The following is a 22,914-nucleotide window of genomic DNA, read 5'->3' on the forward strand; positions in this document are numbered from 1 at the left end:
GAAATGCGTCGTCTGACCCGCCCCGGCTGGCCCGGTAACCTGCTGGCCGTGGCGGCCGGTGCACTCACCACCCTGGCCCTGGCGCCATTCGATATCTGGCCGCTGGCATTGCTGGCGGTCGGTTTCTTTTACGCCGGGTTGCGCGAACTGAGCCCCCGCCAGGCCTTGGGCCGTGGCTGGTGTTTCGGTTTCGGCCTGTTTGCCGCAGGCACCAGCTGGATCTACTACAGCATCCACAACTTCGGCGGCGCTTCGGTGCTGCTGGCCGGTTTCCTGATGCTGATCTTCACGGCGGCGATTGCCTGGTTCTTCGCCCTGCCCGCCTGGATCTGGGCGCGGTGGCTGCGTCGTAACGAAGCACCGTTGGCGGATGCCTTGGCGTTTGCAGCGCTGTGGGTCGGCCAGGAAGCCTTTCGTGGCTGGTTTCTCACCGGTTTCCCGTGGCTCTACTCCGGTTACAGTCAGCTCGACGGCCCGTTGGCCGGGCTCGCACCGGTCGGCGGGATGTGGCTGATTTCCTTCACCCTGGCCCTGACGGCTGCGCTGATCTACAACGCAATGCGTCTGGTGCGCACAGGCCGTAAAGGTTTCATCGCCGCAGGCGTGTTGCTGCTGGTCGGACCTTGGGTGGCCGGCATGGCATTGAAAGAGCACGCCTGGACCAGCCCGGCGGGCCCGGCACTGAGCGTCGCCGCCATTCAGGGCAATATCGAACAAAGCATGAAGTGGGACCCGGCGCAGCTCAACGCGCAGCTGGCGCTGTACCGCGACATGAGCTTCAGTTCCAAACGCGTCGATCTGCTGATTTGGCCGGAAACGGCCGTCCCGGTGCTCAAGGAGTCCGCCGAGGGCTACCTGAACATGATGGGAAATTTCGCCGCAGAGCGTAAGTCTGCGCTGATTACCGGCGTACCGATCCGCCAGGAAGTCCGCCACGAGAAACGCTTCTTCAACGGCATTACCGTCATCGGTGAAGGCGACGGCACTTATCTCAAGCAGAAGCTGGTGCCGTTTGGCGAATACGTTCCGTTGCAGGATGTGTTGCGCGGGCTGATCGCGTTCTTCGACCTGCCGATGTCCGACTTTGCCCGCGGCCCGGCTGACCAGGCCATGCTGCAAGCCCAGGGCTATCAGATTGCGCCGTTCATCTGTTATGAAGTGGTCTACCCGGAATTCGCCGCCAGCCTGGCGGCTCGCAGTGATCTGCTGCTGACCATCAGCAACGACACCTGGTTCGGCACCTCCATCGGCCCGCTGCAACATTTGCAGATGGCGCAGATGCGCGCGCTTGAGGCGGGCCGCTGGATGATCCGCGCCACCAACAACGGCGTGACCGGCCTGATCAACCCGTTCGGTCAGATCACGGTGCAGATTCCGCAGTTCGAACGCGGCATCCTGTACGGCGAAGTCGTGCCAATGCACAACCTGACGCCTTACCTGCAATGGCGCTCGTGGCCGCTGGTCATCGTTTGCGTGTTGTTGTTTGGCTGGGCGCTGGTGGCGAGCCGGATGGCCAAAACCCTCTGAGACTGGAGGGCTTTTGTGGCGATGCGGCGTTCCGACAAGCCCCCTCGCCACAGGTCACCCATCACTTCTGTCGGTAAAACATCGAGTAACCGATCTGCCCCACCGCCTCATTCACCAACTGCCCGCTCTGCCAGATCGACTTGAATTCCGGCATCCAGCCGCCCAGCGGTCGGGCATTGTCTACGCCTAGAAATCCCACCGGCGCCGGCACCACTTCAAATCCCGCCTGCTGGAAACTCCAGACCGATCGCGGCATGTGCCAGGCCTGAGTGACCACCACTACCCGCTTGATTCCCTGCGGCAACAACACTTCAGCGCTGAACTGCGCGTTCTCCCAGGTCGTGCGGCTGCGCCCTTCCTGCCAACGCACGGTCACGCCGAAATCATCGAGCAACGAATCCGCCATCAACTTCGCTTCAGTGGGCGGCGTGCCGTAATGCAGGCCGCCGCTGGTAAGAATGGGCAACCCGGAAGCCTTGGCCAGGCGTGCTGCATAACGTTCACGCTCCAGACCAATACCCGTCGGCTGATCAGCCCCCCAGGCAATATCGCCCCGCTCACGCCCGGAACCCAGCAGCACAATCGCATCCGCGCGCTGACCCAGACCGGCCCATTCCTCGCGCGCCAGTGGCGGCTCACTTTCCAGGGCCTTGGCGCCCCACTGCACGACTACCGGCAAACTCATCAAAAAGAAGCCGCCGAAACCCAAGGCAAAGCACACGCCCGCAAGCCTCGGCCTTGAGCGGCGCAACCACCACGCAAGAACCAGCAACAGCAAAAGAATGCCGGGCGGCAACAGAAGTTGTTTCACGAAATAACGAAAAGGCATCGAGCATCTCCATAAGATGCCCGAAGCCTAAGTGGGTTGACGCAATGCGACAACAAATGCGGAAGGATTATGCTTTGAATAAACCATGGGTCATGGCTTGCAGCCGTTACTTGAATTGCAGAGACCGGACCTTTTCCGAGTCCCTGCCAGGTGCCTTGTCCTTGAGCCAGATGACCTTGGCCGAACGTGGTGCGTCGAGTTGCTTCACTGCTGCGGACAAGCATCCGTGCGTCTCACGTTCACTGCGATCCAGATAGGCTTTGACCAGTTCAAACTCTGCGGGGCTCAACCCACGCAGTTCCAGCTCCAAGGGACGCTCATCGCGTAGCCGGTCAGCGGTTTTTGCAGCGTCCAGAGCCATCCCCAGACGATCGATCAGTCTTTCGTACAGCACCGGTTTCGTGACTTTTTGCTGTGACTCAACCATCCCTCACCTCATTGAAGATAAGAATCGCTCCCCATTTAGAGCTTAGCTTCCATGGACAAACCGGCTGAGTGCCGCGACCAACGGCCCTCGGGGTGCAATCAGGGTTTCCCTCGGTAGAGCGCGGTCATGTATGCTACGGCGCTTCCTGTAACTCCACTTCCAGCTCGTCTGGGCACCGAAACGCCAATTTGGCGTCGTCACCGCCCAGCGTTGCATTGAAGAGGATTAGGCCACCCCTATTCAGTTCAAAAGTAGCCATGCACGAACAATATCAGCCCCGTGAAATCGAAGCCGCCGCCCAGTCGTTCTGGGATGAGCAAAAGTCCTTTGAAGTCAGTGAACAGCCAGGCAAGGAGACTTTCTACTGCCTGTCGATGTTCCCTTACCCCAGCGGCAAGCTACACATGGGGCACGTGCGCAACTACACCATCGGCGACGTGATCTCCCGCTACCAGCGCATGCAAGGCAAAAACGTCCTGCAACCCATGGGTTGGGACGCCTTCGGCATGCCGGCGGAAAACGCCGCGATGAAGAACAACGTAGCGCCCGCCAAGTGGACCTACGAAAACATCGCCTACATGAAAACCCAGCTACGCAGCCTGGGCCTGGCGGTGGACTGGTCCCGCGAAGTCACCACCTGCAAGCCTGATTACTACCGCTGGGAACAATGGCTGTTCACTCGCCTGTTCGAAAAAGGCGTGATTTACAAAAAAAGCGGCACCGTGAACTGGGACCCGGTCGACCAGACCGTCCTGGCCAACGAACAGGTGATCGACGGTCGCGGCTGGCGTTCCGGCGCGCTGATCGAAAAGCGCGAAATCCCGATGTACTACTTCAAGATCACCGCCTACGCGGATGAGCTGCTGGAGAGCCTCGACGAACTGACTGGCTGGCCTGAACAGGTCAAGACCATGCAGCGCAACTGGATCGGCAAGTCCCGTGGCATGGAAGTGCAGTTCCCGTACAACGTCGATTCCATTGGCGAAACCGGCGCGCTGAAGGTTTTCACCACCCGTCCGGACACCCTGATGGGCGCAACTTACGTTGCCGTGGCCGCCGAACATCATTTGGCCACCCTGGCCGCGCAGAACAACCCTGAGCTGCAAGCGTTCATCGCTGAATGCAAGGGCGGCAGCGTTGCCGAAGCCGACGTCGCCACGCAAGAGAAGAAAGGCCTGCCGACCGGCCTGTTCGTCGAGCACCCGCTGACCGGCGAAAAACTGCCGGTGTGGGTCGCCAACTACGTGCTGATGCACTACGGCGATGGCGCGGTCATGGCTGTGCCGGCTCACGACGAACGTGATTTCGAGTTCGCCCACAAGTACGACCTGCCGATCAAATCGGTGGTGCGCACCAGCTCCGGCGAGACCAACCCGGCCCCGTGGCAAGACGCCTATGGCGAGCACGGCACGCTGATCAACTCCGATGAATTCGACGGTCTGGACTTCGAAGGTGCCTTCGACGCCATCGAAGTTGCGCTGATCAAGAAAAACCTCGGTGCCTCGCGTACCCAGTTCCGCCTGCGCGACTGGGGCATCAGCCGTCAGCGCTACTGGGGCTGCCCGATCCCGATCATTCACTGCACCACCTGCGGTGATGTGCCGGTCCCGGAAGATCAATTACCTGTGGTACTGCCGGAAGACGTGGTGCCGGATGGCGCCGGTTCGCCCCTGGCGCGCATGCCCGAGTTCTACGAGTGCGCTTGCCCGAAATGCGGCCAGCCTGCCAAGCGTGAAACCGACACCATGGACACCTTCGTCGAGTCGTCGTGGTACTACGCCCGTTACGCCTCGCCGCACTATGAAGGCGGCCTGGTGGAAAAATCCGCGGCTGACCATTGGTTGCCAGTGGATCAGTACATCGGCGGTATCGAACACGCCATTCTTCACCTGCTCTACGCGCGTTTCTTCCACAAGCTGATGCGTGACGAAGGCCTGGTGAGCTCCAACGAGCCGTTCAAGAACCTGCTGACCCAAGGCATGGTGATCGCCGAGACTTACTATCGTCGCGAAGCCAATGGTGCTTACACCTGGTTCAACCCGGCCGACGTCGAACTCGAACGCGACAGCAAGGCCAAGGTTATCAGCGCCAAGTTGATCGCAGACGGCCTGCCGGTGGAAATCGGCGGCACCGAGAAGATGGCCAAGTCGAAGAACAACGGCGTCGACCCACAGTCGATGATTGACCAGTTCGGCGCAGACACCTGCCGCCTGTTCATGATGTTCGCCTCGCCACCTGACATGAGCGCGGAATGGTCCGACTCCGGAGTCGAAGGTTCGCACCGCTTCCTCAAGCGCGTCTGGCGCCTTGCTCAAGCGCACGTCACTCAGGGCCTGCCGGGCAAACTGGACGTCGCTAGCCTGAACGACGAACAGAAAGCCATTCGCCGTTCTATCCACTTGGCTATCAAGCAGGCCAGCCACGATGTCGGCCAGAACCACAAATTCAACACCGCCATCGCTCAGGTGATGACGCTGATGAACGTGCTGGAAAAAGCCGCGCAAGGCACCGAACAGGATCGCGCACTGGTTCACGACGGCCTGGAAGCCGTGACGTTGCTGCTGGCTCCGATCACCCCGCACATCAGCCACGAGCTGTGGAATCAATTGGGTCACGCTGGCCCAGTGATCGACGCCAGCTGGCCGGTGGTGGACGAAACCGCGCTGGTGCAGGACAGCCTGACGCTGGTCATCCAGGTCAACGGCAAGCTGCGCGGTCAGATCGAAATGCCGGCCACCGCGACTCGCGAAGAAGTCGAAGCTGCTGCCCGTATCAACGAGAACGTGCTGCGCTTCGTCGACGGCCTGACTATTCGTAAAGTGATTGTAGTGCCCGGGAAACTGGTCAATATCGTCGCCAGCTAATTGGATCAGGCGCCAGGCAAGCCTGGCGCCGAGTTAAACCTTTCGGGCCGCACGATCGGCCCACATGGTTTCAAGGGGAGCAACAAGATGATCAAACGCAATCTGCTGGTGATGGGCCTCGCAGTCCTGTTGAGCGCCTGCGGTTTCCAGCTGCGCGGCACCGGCACCAATGAAATGGCGATCAAGGAACTCGACTTGAGCGCCCGCAACGCTTACGGCGAAACCGTGACGCAATTGCGTCAGGTACTGCAAAGCAGCGGCGTCAAGGTTTACACCGGAGCGCCGTACAAACTGGTGCTGACCGACGAGCAGGAAAGCCAGCGCATCCTCAGCTACGCCGGTGCTGGCCGTACTGGCGAATATCAGGTGAGCACCGTGCTGAGCTACGACATCCGTGGCGCACAAAACCTGCCGCTGCTCAGCGACAAGCTCGAAGTGCAGAAAATCTTCATCCACGACGGCAACAACCTGGTGGGTTCCGACCAGGAAGCCAATACGGCGCGCGTAGAAACCCGTCGCGAGTTGGTTCAACGCATGATGCTGCGCCTGTCACAGCTCAGCCCGACTCAGTTGGAGCAGCTGCAACAGACCGCCGATGCCAAGGCAAAAGCCGAAGCCCAGGCACTGGAAGCTGCGCAGAAGGCTGAAGCGGAAACCCCGCGTCAGTCGCCCATCGAAATCCCGCAGCAATAAGACTTACGGGGCGCCCAGGCGCCCCGTTCGCCCTCTCTTATGAAACTCGCGCCCGCCCAACTCGGTAAACACCTGCAAGGTGCCCTCGCGCCGGTCTACATCATCAGTGGCGATGACCCACTGCTGTGTCAGGAAGCCGCCGACGCCATTCGTGCCGCCGCTCGCCAACAGGGCTTCGACGAACGCCAGGTCTTCGCCGCCGACGCCAGTTTCGACTGGGGTACGTTGCTGCAAGCCGGCGCCAGCATGTCGTTGTTCGCCGAAAAGCGCCTGCTGGAACTGCGCTTGCCGTCCGGCAAACCGGGTGACAAAGGTGCCGCCGCGTTCATCGAGTACTGCTCGCGCCCGGCCGAAGACACGGTGCTGCTGATCAGCCTGCCCAAGCTGGATGGCAGTGCGCAGAAAACCAAGTGGGGCAAGGCGCTGGTCGAAGGACAGCAGACGCAGTTCGTGCAGATCTGGCCGGTGGATGCCAACCAGTTGCCGAGCTGGATTCGTCAACGGTTGTCCCAGGCCGGGCTTTCTGCCAGCCAGGATGCCGTGGAGCTGATTGCCGCTCGGGTCGAAGGCAACCTGCTGGCCGCCGCCCAGGAAATCGAAAAACTCAAGCTGATGGCCGAAGGTGGCCAGATCACCGTTGAAACCGTGCAAGCGGCGGTGGCCGACAGCGCGCGCTTCGATGTCTTTGGCCTGACCGATGCGATTCTCAACGGCGAAGCCGCCCATGCCCTGCGTATCCTCGAAGGGCTACGCGGTGAAGGCGTTGAACCACCCGTTATTCTCTGGGCGCTGGCCCGGGAGCTGCGTCTGCTGGCCAACCTTTCGCTGCAGTACAGCCAGGGTGTGCCACTGGACAAAGCCTTCAGCCAAGCCCGACCGCCGGTCTGGGACAAGCGCAAACCGCTGATGAGCAAAGCACTGCAACGCTACCCGGCGCAACGCTGGGCGCAGTTATTGCTGGAAGCCCAGCGCATCGACGCCCAGATCAAGGGCCAGGCCGCCGGGTCGCCGTGGATGAGTTTGAGTCGGTTGTCGTTGTTGATGGCCGGTCAAAGATTGTCGCTACCCGCCGAATAAGGTTTTCGACTGCATAACGACCATTCGCGGGCAAGCCTCGCTCCTACGGGCCTGAGTCGACCCGCAAATTTGTGTACGACTCCAACCTGGAGCGAGGCTTGCCCGCGAAGGCGTCCGAAAGGTCCTACGCAATGCGGGGACTAGACAGAACTCGAACTTCAGCAGATTATTTCCCCCGCAAAAACCACTCAATCGAGAGATCTGATCATGAGCAAAAAGCCATCCAGGCATGGCCCCAACAAGGCCAAATCCATCATCGCCCAGCCACTGTTCCGCAGCCGTCAGGAACGAGCCGGCAAGGGCAAAGGCAGCTACCGCCGCGAAGCCTTCCAGTCTAATAGCTGGGAGGCTTCTTACTTTCTGGCGGCCTGAAAGGCAAGCGCCCGCTCAACATGTTAAGGTCTGCACCTGATTCGTATTCCCTGGACCTGTGCATGCCCCTTAGTCTTTCCCGTCGTTGGCCCCTGCGCCAACTGATCGCTGCCTCCAGCCTCATTTTGCTTGTCGCCTGCGCGGAAAAACCGACCGCCGCCGACGCCCAGCCGCTTCAGAGCCTCCCCATCGCGACAGCCCCTGCGGTCATTCCGCCCGTGGTGCCGACCGGTGAAAACCTCGACATCCAGCCTACCCAGACCTTCGCCGAATGGCAGGCGGGTTTCCGTAAAGATGCGCTGGCCGCCGGCATCCGCGCCGATCTGTTCGACCGCGCCTTCGCCAATATCAGCCTGGACAACAGCGTGATCCGCGCCGATCGAAGCCAGCCCGAATTCTCCCGCCCGGTGTGGGAATACCTCGATGGTGCCCTGTCGCCACTGCGGGTACGCAAAGGTCAGGCGCTGGTCAGCGAATACGCCGACATTCTGCAAAGCATCGAACAGCGCTACGGCGTCGATCGCCAGGCATTGGTGTCGGTGTGGGGCATGGAGAGTAACTTCGGTCAGTTCCAGGGCAACAAGTCCGTGATCAACTCCCTGGCGACCCTGGCCTACGAAGGCCGGCGTCCGGGCTTTGCTCATGCGCAACTGATCGCCGCCCTGCAAATCCTGCAACAAGGCGACATCGAGCCTGAGAAAATGCTCGGTTCCTGGGCTGGCGCCATGGGCCAGACTCAATTCATCCCGACCACCTATAACACCCACGCCGTGGACTTCGATGGCGATGGCCGCCGCGACATCTGGAATAGCCCGGCTGATGCCCTGGCCTCGACTGCGCATTACCTGCAAAGCTCCGGCTGGCAGAGAGGCCAGCCATGGGGCTTTGAAGTGCAGTTACCGGGTAGCTTCAATTACGCTCTGGCCGACGGCACGATTCGCAAAAGCGTCGCCGAATGGCAACAGTCAGGTGTCTCGCTGCCCAACGGCGCCCAGGTTCCGGCGGGCTCCGAACACCTGTCCGCCGCCCTGCTGTTGCCGGCCGGCTATCGTGGCCCGGCGTTCCTGGTACTCGACAACTTCCGCGCGATCCTCAAGTACAACAACTCGTCGTCTTACGCCTTGGCGGTGAGCCTGTTGTCCGAGCGCTTCAACGGGGCAGGCCTGATCAGCGGTACCTGGCCAAAAGATGATTTGCCGTTGAGCCGTACCGAGCGGATCGAACTGCAAAGCCTGCTGAGCGCGCAGAATTACGATGCGGGCAATGCTGACGGCATCATTGGCGCTAATACTCGCAAGGCGATCCGCAGTGCGCAGCAGTCGTTTGGCTGGCCGGCGGATGGGTATCCGACGCACAAGCTGCTTGAAGGCTTGCGTAACCGTTAAAAGCTTCGCGGGCAAGCCTCGCTCCTACAGGATCACACCATTCTGTAGGAGCGAGCGGTGCGGCGATCCGACTTGCCCGCGAAGACTGACTACTAGGCGCTATCGAAACTACCGCTTGACCACCACATCCTGCTCCAACACCAATTCCTTCTTCCCCGCATCCAATCGAACCAACGCGCCCATCGGCAACGTCAGGTTCGGATCGCAATGCCCGCTGCGCCACCCGGCCAGCACCGGTATCCGCAACGGCTCGAAGGTCTGCTTGAGCAAACGCTCCAGCCCAGACACATCAACCCCCGCCACATCCCCCACCAGCACCCCGCGCAACTTGCCCAGCGTGCCGGCCAGACGCAGATGGGTCAGCAACCGATCAATGCGATACAACGGCTCGTTGATATCCTCGATCAGCAGAATCACGCCCTCGGCGTCCAACTCGTAAGGCGTGCCCATGGTCGCGGCAATCATCGACAGATTGCCCCCCAGCAAACGCCCGTGAGCGATGCCAGGCTCGATTGTGGTCAACGGCCACGCCACCGGGTGCGAAATCACACTGCCCGCCTTCACCTGCCCTCTGAGCATGTTGAAAAACGAAGACTCGGTCGGTTTTTGCTTCTCGCCCAGCAAATCGGCATTGAGCAGCGGACCATGAAAGGTCACAAAACCGGCATAACGGCTGATCGCCACGTGCAGCGCCGTGATGTCGCTGTAGCCGATGAACGGCTTGGCGTTGTTTTGCAGCAGTTCGAAATCGATGCGATCGAGCAAACGCGGCGTGCCGTAACCGCCGCGCAGACAGATGATCGCGTCGACGTCCGTGTCGGCGAACGCCGCGTGCAAGTCATTGAGCCGCACGTCGTCGCTACCGGCCAGGTAGCCATCCTGTTCGTACACCCCGGGAAATATCCGCAGCGCATAACCGCGAGCACGCATCCAGGCCACGGCTTTGTCGGTGTCCAGCCCGGCCGGACCGGCGGGCGCAATGACGCCGATCAGCCCTTGCGAGGGCAAGGCCGGAACGGGCGAGTGAGGAAACAGAGTGTGAGTCGGTCGAACGGTCATCCATGAATCTCCCTGCGTGAAAGCATCAAGCACACAGTAGTCAGGAACGGGGACAAACAGAAGAGGGTCAGTCGCCCCGCAGGTTGCAGGAAAAGACTGTAGTGGCCGTAGGCTCGGCCAACAAAAACGCCCGCAAGGCTGAAAAGCCTTGCGGGCGCTTTGTTACAAGGACGACATCAATTCAGCTTTAACCAGCTTCGCCTGCTCGTCGGCGTGGTACGAGGAACGTACCAACGGGCCGGAAGCCACGTTCTTGAAGCCCATCTTGTAACCTTCCTCGGCGAACCAGGCGAAAACGTCCGGGTGCACAAAACGCTGCACCGGCAAGTGGCTGCGGGACGGTTGCAGGTATTGGCCCAGGGTCAGCATGTCGATGTCGTGTTCGCGCATGCGCTTCATGACTTCGATGACTTCTTCGTCGGTTTCACCCAGACCCAGCATCAGGCCGGACTTGGTCGGAATGTGCGGCATCATCTGCTTGAAGCGTTGCAGCAGGGTCAGCGACCACTGGTAGTCCGAACCCGGACGCGCGGCCTTGTACAAGCGAGGCACGGTTTCCAGGTTGTGGTTGAACACATCCGGTGGCTCGGCCGCGGTGATTTCCAGCGCGACGTCCATGCGGCCACGGTAGTCCGGGACCAGGGTTTCGAGCTGCACGTTCGGCGACAGCTTGCGGATCTCGCGGATGCAGTCGGCAAAGTGCTGGGCACCGCCGTCACGCAGGTCGTCGCGGTCTACCGAGGTGATCACCACGTACTTGAGTTTCAGGTCGGCGATGGCGATGGCCAGGCTTTCCGGCTCGTTGACGTCCAGTGGCTTCGGACGACCGTGGCCCACGTCGCAGAACGGGCAGCGACGGGTGCAGATGTCGCCCATGATCATGAAGGTCGCGGTGCCGCCGGAGAAGCATTCGCCGAGGTTCGGGCAGGACGCTTCTTCGCAGACGCTGTGCAGCTTGTGTTTGCGCAGCAGGGCCTTGATGCGGTCGACTTCCGGCGAAACCGGGATACGCACGCGGATCCAGTCAGGTTTCTTGGGCAGTTCAGTCGTCGGAATGATCTTTACCGGGATGCGTGCAACCTTCTCGGCGCCGCGCAGCTTGACGCCGGCTTCAACCTTGGCACGCGGGGCCGGACGCTCGGTAACATCCAGCGTCGGGATCATGGTTTGCACTGCATCAGTAGTCATATCAGTCGATTCCGCCCGTTAGGGTCGTCTGCTCAGCATAGTCGAGGTGTTTGACGAGCTGCGCGCGCAGCCGGGCACTTACCTCGGCAAATTCAATCGATCCTGCGTGATCGCGCAACTGGGTCATCGCCAGCCCGGCGTAGCCGCAGGGATTAATCCGTCGAAACGGTTCCAGGTCCATGTCCACGTTCAGGGCCAGGCCATGAAAGGAGCAACCATGGCGGATCCGCAGACCGAGAGAAGCGATTTTCGCCCCATTGACGTAGACACCCGGAGCATCCGGCTTGGCCACGGCAGTGACGCCGTAGCTGGCCAGCAACTCAATCAGGCATTGTTCCATGCGGTTGACCAGGTCACGCACGCCAAAACCCAGCTTGCGAACGTCGAGCAACAGGTAGGCCACCAATTGACCGGGGCCGTGATAGGTCACCTGACCACCGCGATCCACCTTCACCACCGGAATATCCCCCGGCAGCAACACGTGCTCGGCCTTACCGGCCTGCCCCTGAGTGAACACCGGTGAGTGCTCGACCAGCCAGATCTCGTCAGCGGCATCGCTGCCACGTTCGTTGGTGAAGCGTTGCATGGCATGCCAGACCGGCTCGTAAGCCAGCTGGCCGAGCTCGCGAAAGCCCAGCGTGCCAGACATCACAGCACCATGTGCACGAAACCGGTAGCCCGCAACTCGCTGTTGATGTCGTACAGCTGTTCTTGACCGGTGGCGATGATGTGCAACTGGATGGTGGTGTACTTGCCGTTGGTGCTCTGGCGCTCGGCCAGGGTCTTGTGGTCAACGGTCGCGTGTTTCTCAAGGATCTCGATGATCTTGTCCTTGAAACCCACGCCGGTATCGCCGATCACCTTGATGGGGTAATCCGCGCAGGGGAATTCGATCTTTGGCGCCTTTACTTCGGTATCTGTCATGGCGTAACGGCCTCGTAAGCCGTGGCAACGGACATGGCCCCGATCCGGATTGGAACGGGGCCATGCAAGTCCACACTAATTCAGTTGAACAAGCCGTAGAAGAATAGACGGATGCTATCCCACATGCGGCGGAAGATACCACCCTCCTCGACAGCGTCCAGGGCGATCAGGTCGGCGCTGTGCACCACCTTGTCGTCCAGTTTCACTTCGACTTTACCGATCACGTCGCCCTTGGCGATTGGCGCAACCAGTTGCGGGTTCATGGTCATGCTGGCGGCGAGCTTTTTCAGCTGGCCTTTTGGCAGGGTCATGGTCAGGTCTTCAGCCAGGCCGGCCTTGACTTGATTGGTGCTGCCTTTCCAGACAGGGGCCTGAGCCAGCTCGGCGCCTTTCTGATAGAAGGTCTGGGTTTCGAAGAAGCGGAAACCGTAGGTCAGCAGCTTCTGGGTTTCAGAGGCACGTGCCACTTCGCTGTTGGTGCCGAACACCACGGCGATCAGGCGCATGCCATCACGTACAGCCGAAGACACCATGCAGTAGCCGGCTTCGTCGGTGTGGCCGGTTTTCAGACCGTCGACGGTCTTGTCACGCCACAGCAGCAGGTTGCGGTTAGGTTGCTTGATGCCGTTCCAGAAGAACTCTTTCTGCGAGTAGATCGCATAGTGAGCCGGGTCTTCGTGGATGATTGCGCGAGCCAGCACGGCCATGTCGTGAGCCGACGAGTAGTGCTCAGGGTTCGGCAGACCGGTCGGGTTCATGAAGTGGCTGTTGGTCATGCCCAGGTCGGCCACGGTTTTGTTCATCATGTCGGCGAAGGCGTCTTCGCTGCCGGCGATGTGCTCGGAGAGCGCAACACTGGCGTCGTTACCCGACTGAATGATGATGCCGTGCAGCAGGTCGCTGACCGTCACCTGCGAGCCGACCTTGATGAACATCCGCGAACCGCCGGTCCGCCAGGCGTTTTCGCTGACGGTCACCGGATCGTTTTCACCGATCTGGCCACGACGGATTTCCAGGGTCGCGATGTACGCGGTCATCAGCTTGGTCAGGCTGGCCGGAGGCAGACGCTGGTCACCGTTGTTCTCTACCAGCACGTTGCCGCTGCTGGCATCCATGAGTACGTAGGCTTTGGCGGCCAGTTGCGGTGGCGACGGCATCATCTCGACCGCGAAAGCGGCAGGCGAGAGGAGCAGCGGGACTAGCAGGCACAGGCGTTTGGCAAAGGTGGTGATGTTCATCCGTCTCTCGAAATCGCTAATGGAAACTGCCCAAGGGCAAAACTAATCAGATGACCTTCTAACGGGTCATCGCGTGTTCAGTTGCTCACTCTGTAACCCTTGCCGGGCTTTTGTTCTTCAACGAGCCAACAACCCGGTTCGCCCCCCAAAACCGCAAGCGAACCGTCAATCAAGTACTACGTATTACTCGGCAGTGACCAGGCTCGGCGAACCGAGATTGGCCAGACGCACGCTGTTCTGCACTTGCTGGATTTCACCCGGCGAACCGATCGGCCCCAGGCGCACCCGATGCAGCGTCTGTTGATTGCGCACGATCGAGCTGATGAACACCGGAGCGCTCACCATCCCGCTGAGCTTCGATCTCAGGAGTTCTGCAGCGTCCGGGTTGGCGAACGCGCCCACCTGCAGATACTGGCCAGAGGCTGGTACAGAAGCGTTTTTTTTTGCATCGAGCGGCACGGGCACAACGGCCGCGGCGTGTTGCTGCGGCGGTGGTGTCCATTGCTCGACCGTACCGGCCGAAGCGGTAATCACCGGGGCGCTATTCTGCGCGACTTGCGGCTCGTTGAGCATCAATGGCGCCGGACGGCCCTTTTGTGCCCACCACTGCTGCGGATCTATACCTTCGACCTTGACCCGCGCGGTACCGGTTTCGGCGTAACCGAGTTTTTTCGCGGCGGCATAGGACAAGTCGATGATGCGGTCCGAGTAGAACGGCCCGCGATCGTTGACCCGCAGGATCACGCTCTTGTTGTTGTCCAGGTTGGTCACCCGAACGTAACTTGGCAGTGGCAAAGTCTTGTGGGCGGCACTCATGCCGTACAGGTCATACACCTCGCCATTGGCGGTGTTCTGCCCGTGGAATTTGGTGCCGTACCAGGACGCCGTGCCCGAAGCGACATAAGTCTTGGATTCTTGCAGCGGGAAGTAAGTCTTGCCCAGCACGGTGTACGGGTTGGCTTTATAAGGACCGGAGTGCAGGGTCGGCGTGGCATCCGGGATGCGCGATACATCGACGTCCCACCAAGGCGCGCCATCTTTGTGCGCGCGATTGATGTCCAGGCCTGGCGTTGCGCGCACGGCGGGGGAAGACTTTTGGGTCGGCGGACGGCTGGTCGAACAACTGGCGAGCAGCACCGCCAACGCGGCGAATGCCATCAGCCTCAGGGGTTTATTCATAGGCAATGCCCGCATTACTTGACGCCCCGTGCTTGGACCAGCTGTTCAGACAGTTGATGTACGGCCATGGCGTACATCACGCTGCGGTTATAACGCGTGATTGCGTAAAAATTCTTCAGGCCCATCCAGTATTCAGGGCCATTGTCACCTTCCAGGCGGAAAGCCGTGACCGGCATGTCATCGCGCAGCGCATCATGACTCGACCAGCCCAAGGCTCGCAACTCCCCGACCGTTTTAGTCGGCTCGATGCCCGTCGTCAAACCTTCGTCTACCTGCGCGCCACGCACATCGGCGCGGCTGACCACCGGTTCGCCGGCGACCCAGCCATGACGCTTGAAATAACTGGCGACACTGCCAATGGCATCAATCGGGTTGGTCCAGATATTAATGTGGCCGTCACCGTCGAAGTCCACCGCATAGGCGCGAAAACTGCTCGGCATGAACTGCGGCAAGCCCATTGCGCCGGCGTAAGAGCCTTTGAGGGTCAACGGATCGACCTGCTCTTCACGAGCCAGCAACAGGAACTCACGCAATTCCTTGCGGAAGAATTCGGCACGGGGAGGATAGTCGAAACCCAGGGTCGACAAGGCGTCGATCACCCGGAAATTCCCGGTATTGCGGCCGAAAAAGGTTTCAACGCCGATGATCGAGACGATCACCTGCGCCGGAACTCCATATTCCTGCTCGGCACGGGCCAGAACTGCTTCGTGCTGACGCCAGAAGTCCACACCACGGGCGATGCGCGCGTCGGTGATGAACATCGGGCGATATTCGCTCCACTGCTTGACCCGTTCGGCGGGTTTCGAGATCGCGTCCAGAATCGACTGTTTGCGCTCGGCCTCGCGGAACACGCCCATCAGCTGTTCACCGGCAAAACCGTAGTCGCGGGTCATTTCACCGACGAATTCGGCCACCTGCGGTGAGCCTTCGTAATCGCCGGCCAACGCGTCCTGCGCTGTGCCTAGGATGCTTACCAGGCCGACCCATGGCGCGTATCGAGTCGCCCAGCCACGCATTACTTGCATTGACATCTTCACCTTATTCAAACCTGTGCGATCCACTTACGATGGGTATGGATCGACATCAAAACCCCAAACGCTGACAGCAGCGTTACCAGCGAAGTTCCTCCGTAGCTAATGAACGGCAACGGCACCCCCACGACCGGCAACAGGCCACTGACCATACCGATGTTGACGAAAACGTAAACAAAAAACGTCATGGTCAGACTGCCCGCGAGCAATTTGCCGAACAATGTCTGGGCCTGGGCGGTAATCACCAGCCCGCGACCGATCAACAACAGGTAAATCAGCAGCAGTGCGCAGATGCCGACCAGGCCGAATTCCTCGCCCATGACCGCAATAATGAAATCGGTGTGGCTTTCCGGCAGGAAGTCCAGGTGCGACTGGGTGCCGAGCAGCCAGCCCTTGCCGAACACGCCGCCGGAACCGATGGCGGCTTTCGACTGAATAATGTTCCAGCCCGTACCGAGCGGATCGCTCTCAGGATCAAGAAACGTCAGGATTCGCTGTTTCTGGTAGTCGTGCATGATGAAGAACCACATCGCCACGGCCACCGGCACGGCAGCCGCCAGCACGCTCATGATCCAGCGCCAGCGCAAACCACCCATGAACAATACAAAAGCGCCACCAGCGAGGATCAGCAGCGAGGTGCCGAGGTCCGGCTGACGCACGATCAGAATGAAGGGCAAGCCGATCAGGAACAGACTGACGCCCACATGCTTGAGCTGCGGCGGCAAGGTGCGTTTGGACAAGTACCAGGCGATGGTCGCCGGCATCAGGATCTTCATGAACTCCGAAGGCTGGAAGCGGATCACGCCCGGAATGTTGATCCAGCGCGTGGCGCCCATGGCGTTGTGGCCCATGACGTCCACCACCACCAGCAACAGCACGCCGATCACATAACCGACCGGCACCCAGCGGGCCATGAAACGCGGCTCGAACTGGGCGATAACGATCATCGACACCAGGCCGATGCCGAACGAAGTGGCTTGCTTGGCCAGCAGGTCCCAGCTCTTGCCACTGGCCGAATACAGCACGAACAGGCTGCCAGCGGCGAGGGTCAGCAGCAGGATCAGCAACGGGCCGTCGATGTGCATGCGTTGCAATAGCGTCGCACGGCGACGCATCACATCCTCACTGGAGAGGATCCGATCGAAATTACTCTTCACGGGCCGTAGCCTCCGCACTGATAGGGCTGGCGTATTCGGCCTTCAACCGACCGTCCTGGTCCAGAAGCCAGGCGTCCATGATTTGACGCACCACCGGCGCGGCGACGCCGGAACCGGACTCGCCGTTCTCGACCATCACCGACACCACGATTTTCGGGTTGTCGGCCGGCGCGAAGCCGACGAACAAGGCGTGGTCGCGATGGCGCTCCTGAACCTTGGAGCGGTCGTACTTCTCGCCCTGCTTGATCGCGACCACCTGGGCCGTACCACTTTTCCCCGCGATGCGGTATTGCACACCGATCGCCGCTTTGCGCGCCGTACCCCGGGCACCGTGCATCACCTGCTGCATGCCGTGGTTGACCCTGGTCCAATCGGACGGGTCGCGCAGGACGATGTCCGGCATCGGGTTTTCATCCTTGGGCCGCTCGCCTTCAACGGTCTTGGCCAGGTGCGGACGGTTCCAGATGCCTTTGTTGGCCACCAGCGCCGTGGCCTGGGCCAGTTGCAGCGGCGTCGACTGCATGTAGCCCTGGCCGATCCCAAGAATCAGTGTTTCTCCCGGGTACCAGGCCTGACGTCGGGTTGCACGCTTCCATTCCCGTGTCGGCATCAGCCCCGGTGACTCTTCGAACATGTCCAGCGAGACCTTCTGGCCGATGCCGAACTTGCCCATGTATGCCGACAACCGATCGATCCCCAGCTTGTGGGCCAGGTCGTAGAAGTAGGTGTCGTTGGAACGCATGATCGCCGTGTCCAGATCGACGTAACCGTCGCCGGTACGGTTCCAGTTACGGTATTTGTGGTCGTAATTGGGCAACTGGTAATAGCCGGGATCGTAGACCCGACTCGACGCAGTCACGACACCAGCGTCCAGCCCGGCAATCGCCACCGCCGGCTTGATGGTCGAGCCCGGCGGGTAGAGACCGCGCAGCACGCGGTTGAACAGTGGCCGGTCGATGGAATCGCGCAGCTCGGCATAGGCTTTGAAGCCGATGCCGGTGACGAACAGGTTCGGGTCGAAACTCGGCGCACTGACCATCGCCAGCACTTCGCCGGTTTTCGGGTCCAGCGCCACCACCGCACCACGACGACCACCGAGTGCCGCTTCGGCCGCTTCCTGCAGTTTGATGTCCAGGCTCAGGACAATGTCCTTGCCGGGAATCGGATCGGTCCGTTTGAGCACGCGCAATACGCGACCCCGAGCGTTGGTCTCGACTTCTTCGTAACCCACCTGACCGTGCAACTCGGGCTCGTAAAAACGCTCGATGCCGGTTTTGCCGATGTGGTGGGTGCCGCTGTAATTGACCGGATCGAGGGACTTCAGCTCTTTCTCGTTGATCCGCCCCATGTAGCCCACCGAGTGCGCAAAGTGCGCGCCCTGCGGGTAGTGACGCACCAACTGCGCGACCACTTCCACCCCCGGCAGACGGAACTGATTCACCGCGATGCGGGCGATCTGTTCTTCGGTCAGCTCGAACAGGATCGGCACTGGCTCGAACGGCCGACGCCCCTGACGCATGCGTTTCTCGAAGATCACCCGATCTTCGGGCGTCAGCGCCAGCACTTCGACGATTACGTCGAGGACTTGCTGCCAGTCGCCGGACCGTTCGCGGGTCATGCTCAGGCTGAAGCTGGGCCGGTTGTCAGCCACCACCACACCATTGCGGTCGAAAATCAGCCCGCGGGTCGGCGGAATCGGCTGCACATGGACGCGGTTGTTTTCCGACAGGGTCGAGTGGTACTCGTACTGAATCACCTGGAGGAAATACAGCCGCGCGATCAGCACACAGATCAGCAACACCACCGCAATTGCCCCGAACACGACGCGGCCACGCACCAGACGGGCGTCTTTTTCGTGGTCCTTGATGCGGATCGGCTGAGGCATGAGGGCAGAACTACTTGTGGTAAGGGTGGCCGGACAAGACTGTCCAGGCACGATACAGCTGTTCGCCGATCAGAATCCGCACCAGCGGGTGCGGCAACGTCAACGGCGACAACGACCAGCGCTGATCGGCCCGCGCACACACTTCCGGCGCCAGCCCTTCGGGACCGCCGACCATGAAATTCACCGTGCGCGAGTCCAGCCGCCAGCGATCGAGCTCGACCGCCAACTGCTCGGTGCTCCAGGGCTTGCCGTGGACTTCGAGGGTCACAACACGCTCATTGGGCCCGACCTTGGCCAGCATGGCTTCGCCTTCCTGACGGATGAAGCGCGCCACGTCGGCGTTCTTGCCCCGGGTGTTGAGCGGTATTTCCACCAGTTCCAGCGCCAGCTCGGACGGAAGACGCTTGGCATATTCATGCCAGCCTTCTTCCACCCACTTGGGCATGCGTGAACCGACGGCGATCAGTCGCAGTCGCACAGCGGTCCCTTACTGCTGGTCTTTGTTGAGCTTGATGAAGTGCTCATGGGTGTTTTCCGGGCTGTGGTGAGCCGCGTTCAGAGCACGGCTCTGTTCCGCACCGGACCACAGACGCTCAAGGTCGTAAAACTGACGAGCCGAGGCAGTCATCATGTGAACGATGACGTCATCCATGTCCAGCAGCACCCAATCGCTGTCGCCCTTGCCTTCTTCACCCAGCGGCTTGACGCCCAGGGCTTTGACCGCTTCACGGACTTTATCCAGCATCGCGCCGATCTGACGGTTCGAAGTACCGGTAGCGATGATCATGTAGTCAGTGATGCTCTGCTTTTCACGAACGTCGATGACCTGGATATCCTGGCCCTTGACGTCTTCCAGGGCGGCTACGGCAACCTTGACCAGCTCATCACCCTTCAGGGGCTCGGTGGTGAGAACCGGCTCAGGCAGCGGGGCGCTCTTGAACGTGCCTTTGCGCTTTACTTTAGTTACGTCTTTGTTCGTCATATAAAACTCGTTTTGCTCGTATGTTCGGGCGCTTCGGTACACGCGTTCACGTGTTTTGAAGCGCTCCCTTTTTCAGTTCGACGCACGGTAGAGACCGTGCGCATCGATGTAGGCCAGGACCGCGTCGGGCACCAGGAAACGTACCGACTTACCGCTGGCCAGCAGTTGACGGATCTGGGTGGCGGATACCGCGAGCGGCGTCTGCCAGACGAATGCAATCTGTCCGCTCGGCCCTTTGAGGGCCAGCGGGTCGCTCACCGAGCGTGCCGCCAACAGATTGCGCAAGGCATCCGGCGGTTCGCTGTCGGCATCCGGGCGTTGCAGCACCAGGATGTGGCAATGCTGGAGCAACTCTTCCCAGCGGTGCCAAGTGGGCAGGCCGCAAAATGCGTCCCAGCCCAAAAGTAGAAAAACCTGGTCAGAGGCGGCCAGTTCGGCGCGCATCAGTTCCAGGGTGTCGATGGTGTAGGACGGTTTGTCCCGCTGCAATTCGCGGGCGTCCACCACCAGCGGCGCCACACCGGCCACCGCGCACTCGACCATCGCCAGACGGTCCTTTGCCGACACCTGCGGCGTACCGCGATGTGGCGGCCTGGCACTGGGTGTCAGGCGTAATTCATCAAGCGCCAGCGATTCGGCGACTTCCAGCGCACCGCGCAAATGGCCGATGTGCACCGGGTCGAACGTCCCGCCCAACACGCCAATGCGTCGAGGCGCAGGCTCGCTGGCGGTTTGCGGGGCTGACGCTTTGAGGTCGCCCAAGTCAGACCGACGCCTGGCCGCGCAACTGGCCATCACCGACCACGATGTACTTCTCGCAGGTCAGACCTTCGAGACCCACCGGGCCGCGGGCGTGCAGCTTATCAGTAGAAATGCCAATCTCGGCACCCAATCCGTATTCGAAGCCATCGGCGAAGCAGGTCGGCGTGTTGATCATCACCGACGATGAATCAACTTCCGCCACAAAACGCCGTGTCTCAGCAAGGTTTTCGCTGACGATCGAATCGGTGTGATGGGAGCCGTACTTATTAATGTGTTCGATGGCCTGGTCCAGTCCGTCGACCACGCGGATCGAAAGAATCGGCGCCAGATACTCGGTGTTCCAGTCTTCTTCAGTGGCCGCCACCGCCTCGATGATCGCCCGGGTGCGTTCGCAACCGCGCAGCTCGACGCCTTTTTCGCGGAACTGTGCAGCCATCGACGGCAGGAAATCTTTGGCAAGGGTTTGATCAACCAGCAGCGTTTCCATCGCACCGCAGATGCCATAGCGGTAAGTCTTGGCATTTAACGCAATGCGCTGTGCTTTCGGTAGATCGGCGTGGGCGCTGACGTAGACGTGGCAAATGCCGTCCAGGTGCTTGATCACCGGCACACGGGCATCGCGACTGACCCGTTCGATCAGGCCACGGCCGCCACGAGGCACGATGACGTCGACGTATTCCGGCATGGTGATCAACGCGCCAACGGCCGCACGATCGGTGGTTTCGACCACTTGCACCACTGCAGCGGGCAATTCGGCCTCGGCCAGGCCACGCTGGATGCAGGCAGCAATGGCGCGATTGGAGTTAATTGCCTCGGAACCGCCACGCAGGATGGTCGCGTTACCGGACTTCAGGCACAGGCTCGCAGCATCGATGGTCACGTTCGGCCGGGACTCATAGATGATCCCGATCACGCCCAACGGCACGCGCATCTTGCCGACCTGAATACCCGACGGCCGGAAGCTCATGTCGCGGATTGCGCCGACCGGGTCCGGCAATGCCGCCACCTGACGCAAACCGACGATCATGCCGTCGATGCGTTCCGGGGTCAGCGCCAGACGTTCAAGCAATGCCGGCTCAAGACCATTGGCCCGACCCGCGGCCAAATCCAGTTCATTGGCAGCCGTCAGCTCGGCGCGTGCAGCGTCCAGCGCATTGGCAGCAGCCTGCAACGCGCGGTTTTTCTGCGCAGTGCTGGCACGACCAATGACGCGAGAGGCCTCGCGGGCGGCGCGACCCAGGCGGGCCATGTAGTCAAGAACGGGCTCAGTCATTGTCTGTGGTGGTCTTTGCTAAGGTCTTGGTAAAGAGTAAAGCGGCAGATTATAGCTGTCGCGTCCCGGGACTAACAGCGGTGACGGGCGGATGGTCGAAATGGAGGGCATTTTGCCGACGTTCAGCCGAGATTAAGCTGCAAATTGTTATCATCACGACTCAATCAGCCTTGATTAACACCGTTCATCATGTCCAACCTGACTGTTCGCACGTCCGCTACGAACCTGCCCAAGGGGCTTGCGGATGCTTTTTTCGACAGAGATGCCCAAACGCTGGCCCGGGATTTACTCGGCAAAGTCATCCGTCACCGGGTCGGTGACCTGTGGCTCAGTGCCCGGATTATTGAGACCGAGGCCTATTACTGCGAAGAAAAAGGCAGCCATGCGTCCCTCGGTTACACAGAAAAGCGTAAGGCTTTGTTTCTGGATGGCGGGCACATCTATATGTATTACGCCCGCGGCGGTGATTCGCTGAACTTCAGCGCTCAGGGGCCGGGCAACGCAGTGCTGATCAAATCCGCCTATCCATGGGTCGATGAGTTGAGCGGGCCGGCGAGCCTGGCGCAGATGCTGCTGAACAACCCCGACGCAAAAGGCCGCCCTCGCCCTTCGCAAAAGCTTTGCGCCGGGCAGACCTTGCTTTGCAAGTCTCTGGGTTTGAAGGTGCCGGTCTGGGACGCCAAACGCTTCGACCATGAGGTCTTGCTGGTCGAAGACGGCGGCCCGGCCCCTGCTCACATCATTCAAACCACGCGTTTGGGCATTCCCCACGGACGCGACGAGCATTTGATGTACCGCTTCGTCGATGCGGCTTACGCGCCGTATTGCACACGGAACCCGCTGCGACGGGGGCAGGTCGAAGGTCGCGATTATTTTTTGCTGTCCTGAGATGTACCCGGACTAGAGGTAGAAGGAAATCCCTGTGGGAGCGAGCTTGCTCGCGATATAGGTAGTCCGTTCCTTTCTCTTCCATACTGATATCGCTGGAAGTCAGTTGTCGGCGAGGAAGGAACATGCACCTGTGGGCTACGAATATGCTCGCGCAGCACTCGATGATTACGC

22 protein-coding genes are annotated in these 22,914 nt (G+C 60.6%); 7 read left to right on the forward strand and 15 right to left on the reverse strand.

Annotated elements, in window-relative coordinates:
• Positions 1-3: 3 nt before the first annotated feature.
• Positions 4-1,527, forward strand: a complete 1,524-nt coding sequence (lnt, locus tag EYC95_RS27265) for an apolipoprotein N-acyltransferase (protein ID WP_131063083.1) — start codon at positions 4-6, stop codon at positions 1,525-1,527.
• Between the two features lie 61 nt (positions 1,528-1,588).
• Here lnt and EYC95_RS27270 read toward each other — a convergent pair whose 3' ends face one another.
• Together EYC95_RS27270 and EYC95_RS27275 are read right to left on the reverse strand one after the other, a co-directional pair.
• Entirely contained in the window at positions 1,589-2,356 is a 768-nt protein-coding gene (locus EYC95_RS27270; RefSeq protein WP_131063084.1) for a YdcF family protein, read from the reverse strand.
• Positions 2,357-2,462: 106 nt separating this feature from the next.
• On the reverse strand, positions 2,463-2,783 hold the full coding sequence (locus EYC95_RS27275) for a hypothetical protein (RefSeq protein ID WP_131063085.1): 321 nt from the start codon (positions 2,781-2,783) through the stop codon (positions 2,463-2,465).
• 257 nt (positions 2,784-3,040) lie between these two features.
• On the opposite strand from EYC95_RS27275, the gene leuS reads away from it, so the two are divergent.
• The 5 genes from leuS (at position 3,041) to EYC95_RS27300 (ending at position 9,174) form a co-directional block, all read left to right on the forward strand.
• Positions 3,041-5,647: a leucine--tRNA ligase gene (gene leuS, locus EYC95_RS27280; RefSeq protein WP_131063086.1), complete on the forward strand. Its 2,607-nt coding sequence runs from the start codon at positions 3,041-3,043 to the stop codon at positions 5,645-5,647.
• A gap of 87 nt (positions 5,648-5,734) precedes the next feature.
• Positions 5,735-6,340 (forward strand): LPS assembly lipoprotein LptE, encoded by a 606-nt coding sequence (gene lptE, locus EYC95_RS27285; RefSeq protein ID WP_131063087.1) that lies wholly within the window; start codon positions 5,735-5,737, stop codon positions 6,338-6,340.
• A gap of 39 nt (positions 6,341-6,379) precedes the next feature.
• Entirely contained in the window at positions 6,380-7,417 is a 1,038-nt protein-coding gene (holA, locus tag EYC95_RS27290; protein WP_131063088.1) for a DNA polymerase III subunit delta, read from the forward strand.
• 207 nt (positions 7,418-7,624) lie between these two features.
• Positions 7,625-7,789 (forward strand): alternative ribosome rescue factor ArfA, encoded by a 165-nt coding sequence (gene arfA / locus EYC95_RS27295; protein ID WP_065908951.1) that lies wholly within the window; start codon positions 7,625-7,627, stop codon positions 7,787-7,789.
• Positions 7,790-7,851: 62 nt separating this feature from the next.
• Complete coding sequence (locus EYC95_RS27300) at positions 7,852-9,174, forward strand: lytic murein transglycosylase (protein ID WP_131063089.1); 1,323 nt, start codon at positions 7,852-7,854, stop codon at positions 9,172-9,174.
• Between the two features lie 108 nt (positions 9,175-9,282).
• Here EYC95_RS27300 and EYC95_RS27305 read toward each other — a convergent pair whose 3' ends face one another.
• The 13 genes from EYC95_RS27305 to EYC95_RS27365 all read right to left on the reverse strand — a co-directional run bounded on the left by EYC95_RS27305 (position 9,283) and on the right by EYC95_RS27365 (position 21,852).
• A complete protein-coding gene (locus tag EYC95_RS27305; RefSeq protein WP_131063090.1) occupies positions 9,283-10,233 on the reverse strand; it encodes an LD-carboxypeptidase in 951 nt (316 codons plus the stop codon).
• Positions 10,234-10,395: 162 nt separating this feature from the next.
• On the reverse strand, positions 10,396-11,421 hold the full coding sequence (gene lipA / locus EYC95_RS27310) for a lipoyl synthase (protein WP_131063091.1): 1,026 nt from the start codon (positions 11,419-11,421) through the stop codon (positions 10,396-10,398).
• 1 nt (position 11,422) lies between these two features.
• Positions 11,423-12,070: a lipoyl(octanoyl) transferase LipB gene (gene lipB / locus EYC95_RS27315; RefSeq protein ID WP_131063092.1), complete on the reverse strand. Its 648-nt coding sequence runs from the start codon at positions 12,068-12,070 to the stop codon at positions 11,423-11,425.
• Positions 12,070-12,345, reverse strand: a complete 276-nt coding sequence (locus tag EYC95_RS27320) for a DUF493 domain-containing protein (RefSeq protein WP_131063093.1) — start codon at positions 12,343-12,345, stop codon at positions 12,070-12,072. Before EYC95_RS27320 ends, lipB begins: the two co-directional genes overlap by 1 nt.
• 80 nt (positions 12,346-12,425) lie before the next feature.
• Positions 12,426-13,583, reverse strand: a complete 1,158-nt coding sequence (locus tag EYC95_RS27325; protein ID WP_131063094.1) for a D-alanyl-D-alanine carboxypeptidase family protein — start codon at positions 13,581-13,583, stop codon at positions 12,426-12,428.
• Positions 13,584-13,766: 183 nt separating this feature from the next.
• A complete protein-coding gene (locus EYC95_RS27330) occupies positions 13,767-14,777 on the reverse strand; it encodes a septal ring lytic transglycosylase RlpA family protein (RefSeq protein WP_131063095.1) in 1,011 nt (336 codons plus the stop codon).
• The gene (gene mltB, locus EYC95_RS27335) at positions 14,777-15,787 is read right to left on the reverse strand and encodes a lytic murein transglycosylase B (protein WP_131063096.1); all 1,011 of its coding nucleotides are present in this window, start codon (positions 15,785-15,787) and stop codon (positions 14,777-14,779) included. Before mltB ends, EYC95_RS27330 begins: the two co-directional genes overlap by 1 nt.
• Before the next feature lie 17 nt (positions 15,788-15,804).
• Entirely contained in the window at positions 15,805-16,908 is a 1,104-nt protein-coding gene (rodA, locus tag EYC95_RS27340; RefSeq protein WP_162556277.1) for a rod shape-determining protein RodA, read from the reverse strand.
• A gap of 31 nt (positions 16,909-16,939) precedes the next feature.
• Complete coding sequence (gene mrdA / locus EYC95_RS27345) at positions 16,940-18,835, reverse strand: penicillin-binding protein 2 (protein WP_131063097.1); 1,896 nt, start codon at positions 18,833-18,835, stop codon at positions 16,940-16,942.
• Between the two features lie 10 nt (positions 18,836-18,845).
• Positions 18,846-19,313: a 23S rRNA (pseudouridine(1915)-N(3))-methyltransferase RlmH gene (gene rlmH / locus EYC95_RS27350; RefSeq protein ID WP_007937439.1), complete on the reverse strand. Its 468-nt coding sequence runs from the start codon at positions 19,311-19,313 to the stop codon at positions 18,846-18,848.
• Between the two features lie 9 nt (positions 19,314-19,322).
• The gene (gene rsfS, locus EYC95_RS27355) at positions 19,323-19,817 is read right to left on the reverse strand and encodes a ribosome silencing factor (protein WP_131063098.1); all 495 of its coding nucleotides are present in this window, start codon (positions 19,815-19,817) and stop codon (positions 19,323-19,325) included.
• A gap of 72 nt (positions 19,818-19,889) precedes the next feature.
• Complete coding sequence (gene nadD, locus EYC95_RS27360; protein WP_165557516.1) at positions 19,890-20,579, reverse strand: nicotinate-nucleotide adenylyltransferase; 690 nt, start codon at positions 20,577-20,579, stop codon at positions 19,890-19,892.
• A gap of 1 nt (position 20,580) precedes the next feature.
• Positions 20,581-21,852: a glutamate-5-semialdehyde dehydrogenase gene (locus EYC95_RS27365; RefSeq protein WP_131063100.1), complete on the reverse strand. Its 1,272-nt coding sequence runs from the start codon at positions 21,850-21,852 to the stop codon at positions 20,581-20,583.
• Positions 21,853-22,041: 189 nt separating this feature from the next.
• Here EYC95_RS27365 and EYC95_RS27370 point away from each other — a divergent pair, with 189 nt between their 5' ends.
• Positions 22,042-22,740 (forward strand): DNA-3-methyladenine glycosylase, encoded by a 699-nt coding sequence (locus tag EYC95_RS27370; RefSeq protein WP_131063101.1) that lies wholly within the window; start codon positions 22,042-22,044, stop codon positions 22,738-22,740.
• Positions 22,741-22,914: the final 174 nt, after the last annotated feature.

The sequence above is a fragment of the Pseudomonas sp. BGI-2 genome (assembly GCF_004310295.1).
Lineage (GTDB): Bacteria > Pseudomonadota > Gammaproteobacteria > Pseudomonadales > Pseudomonadaceae > Aquipseudomonas.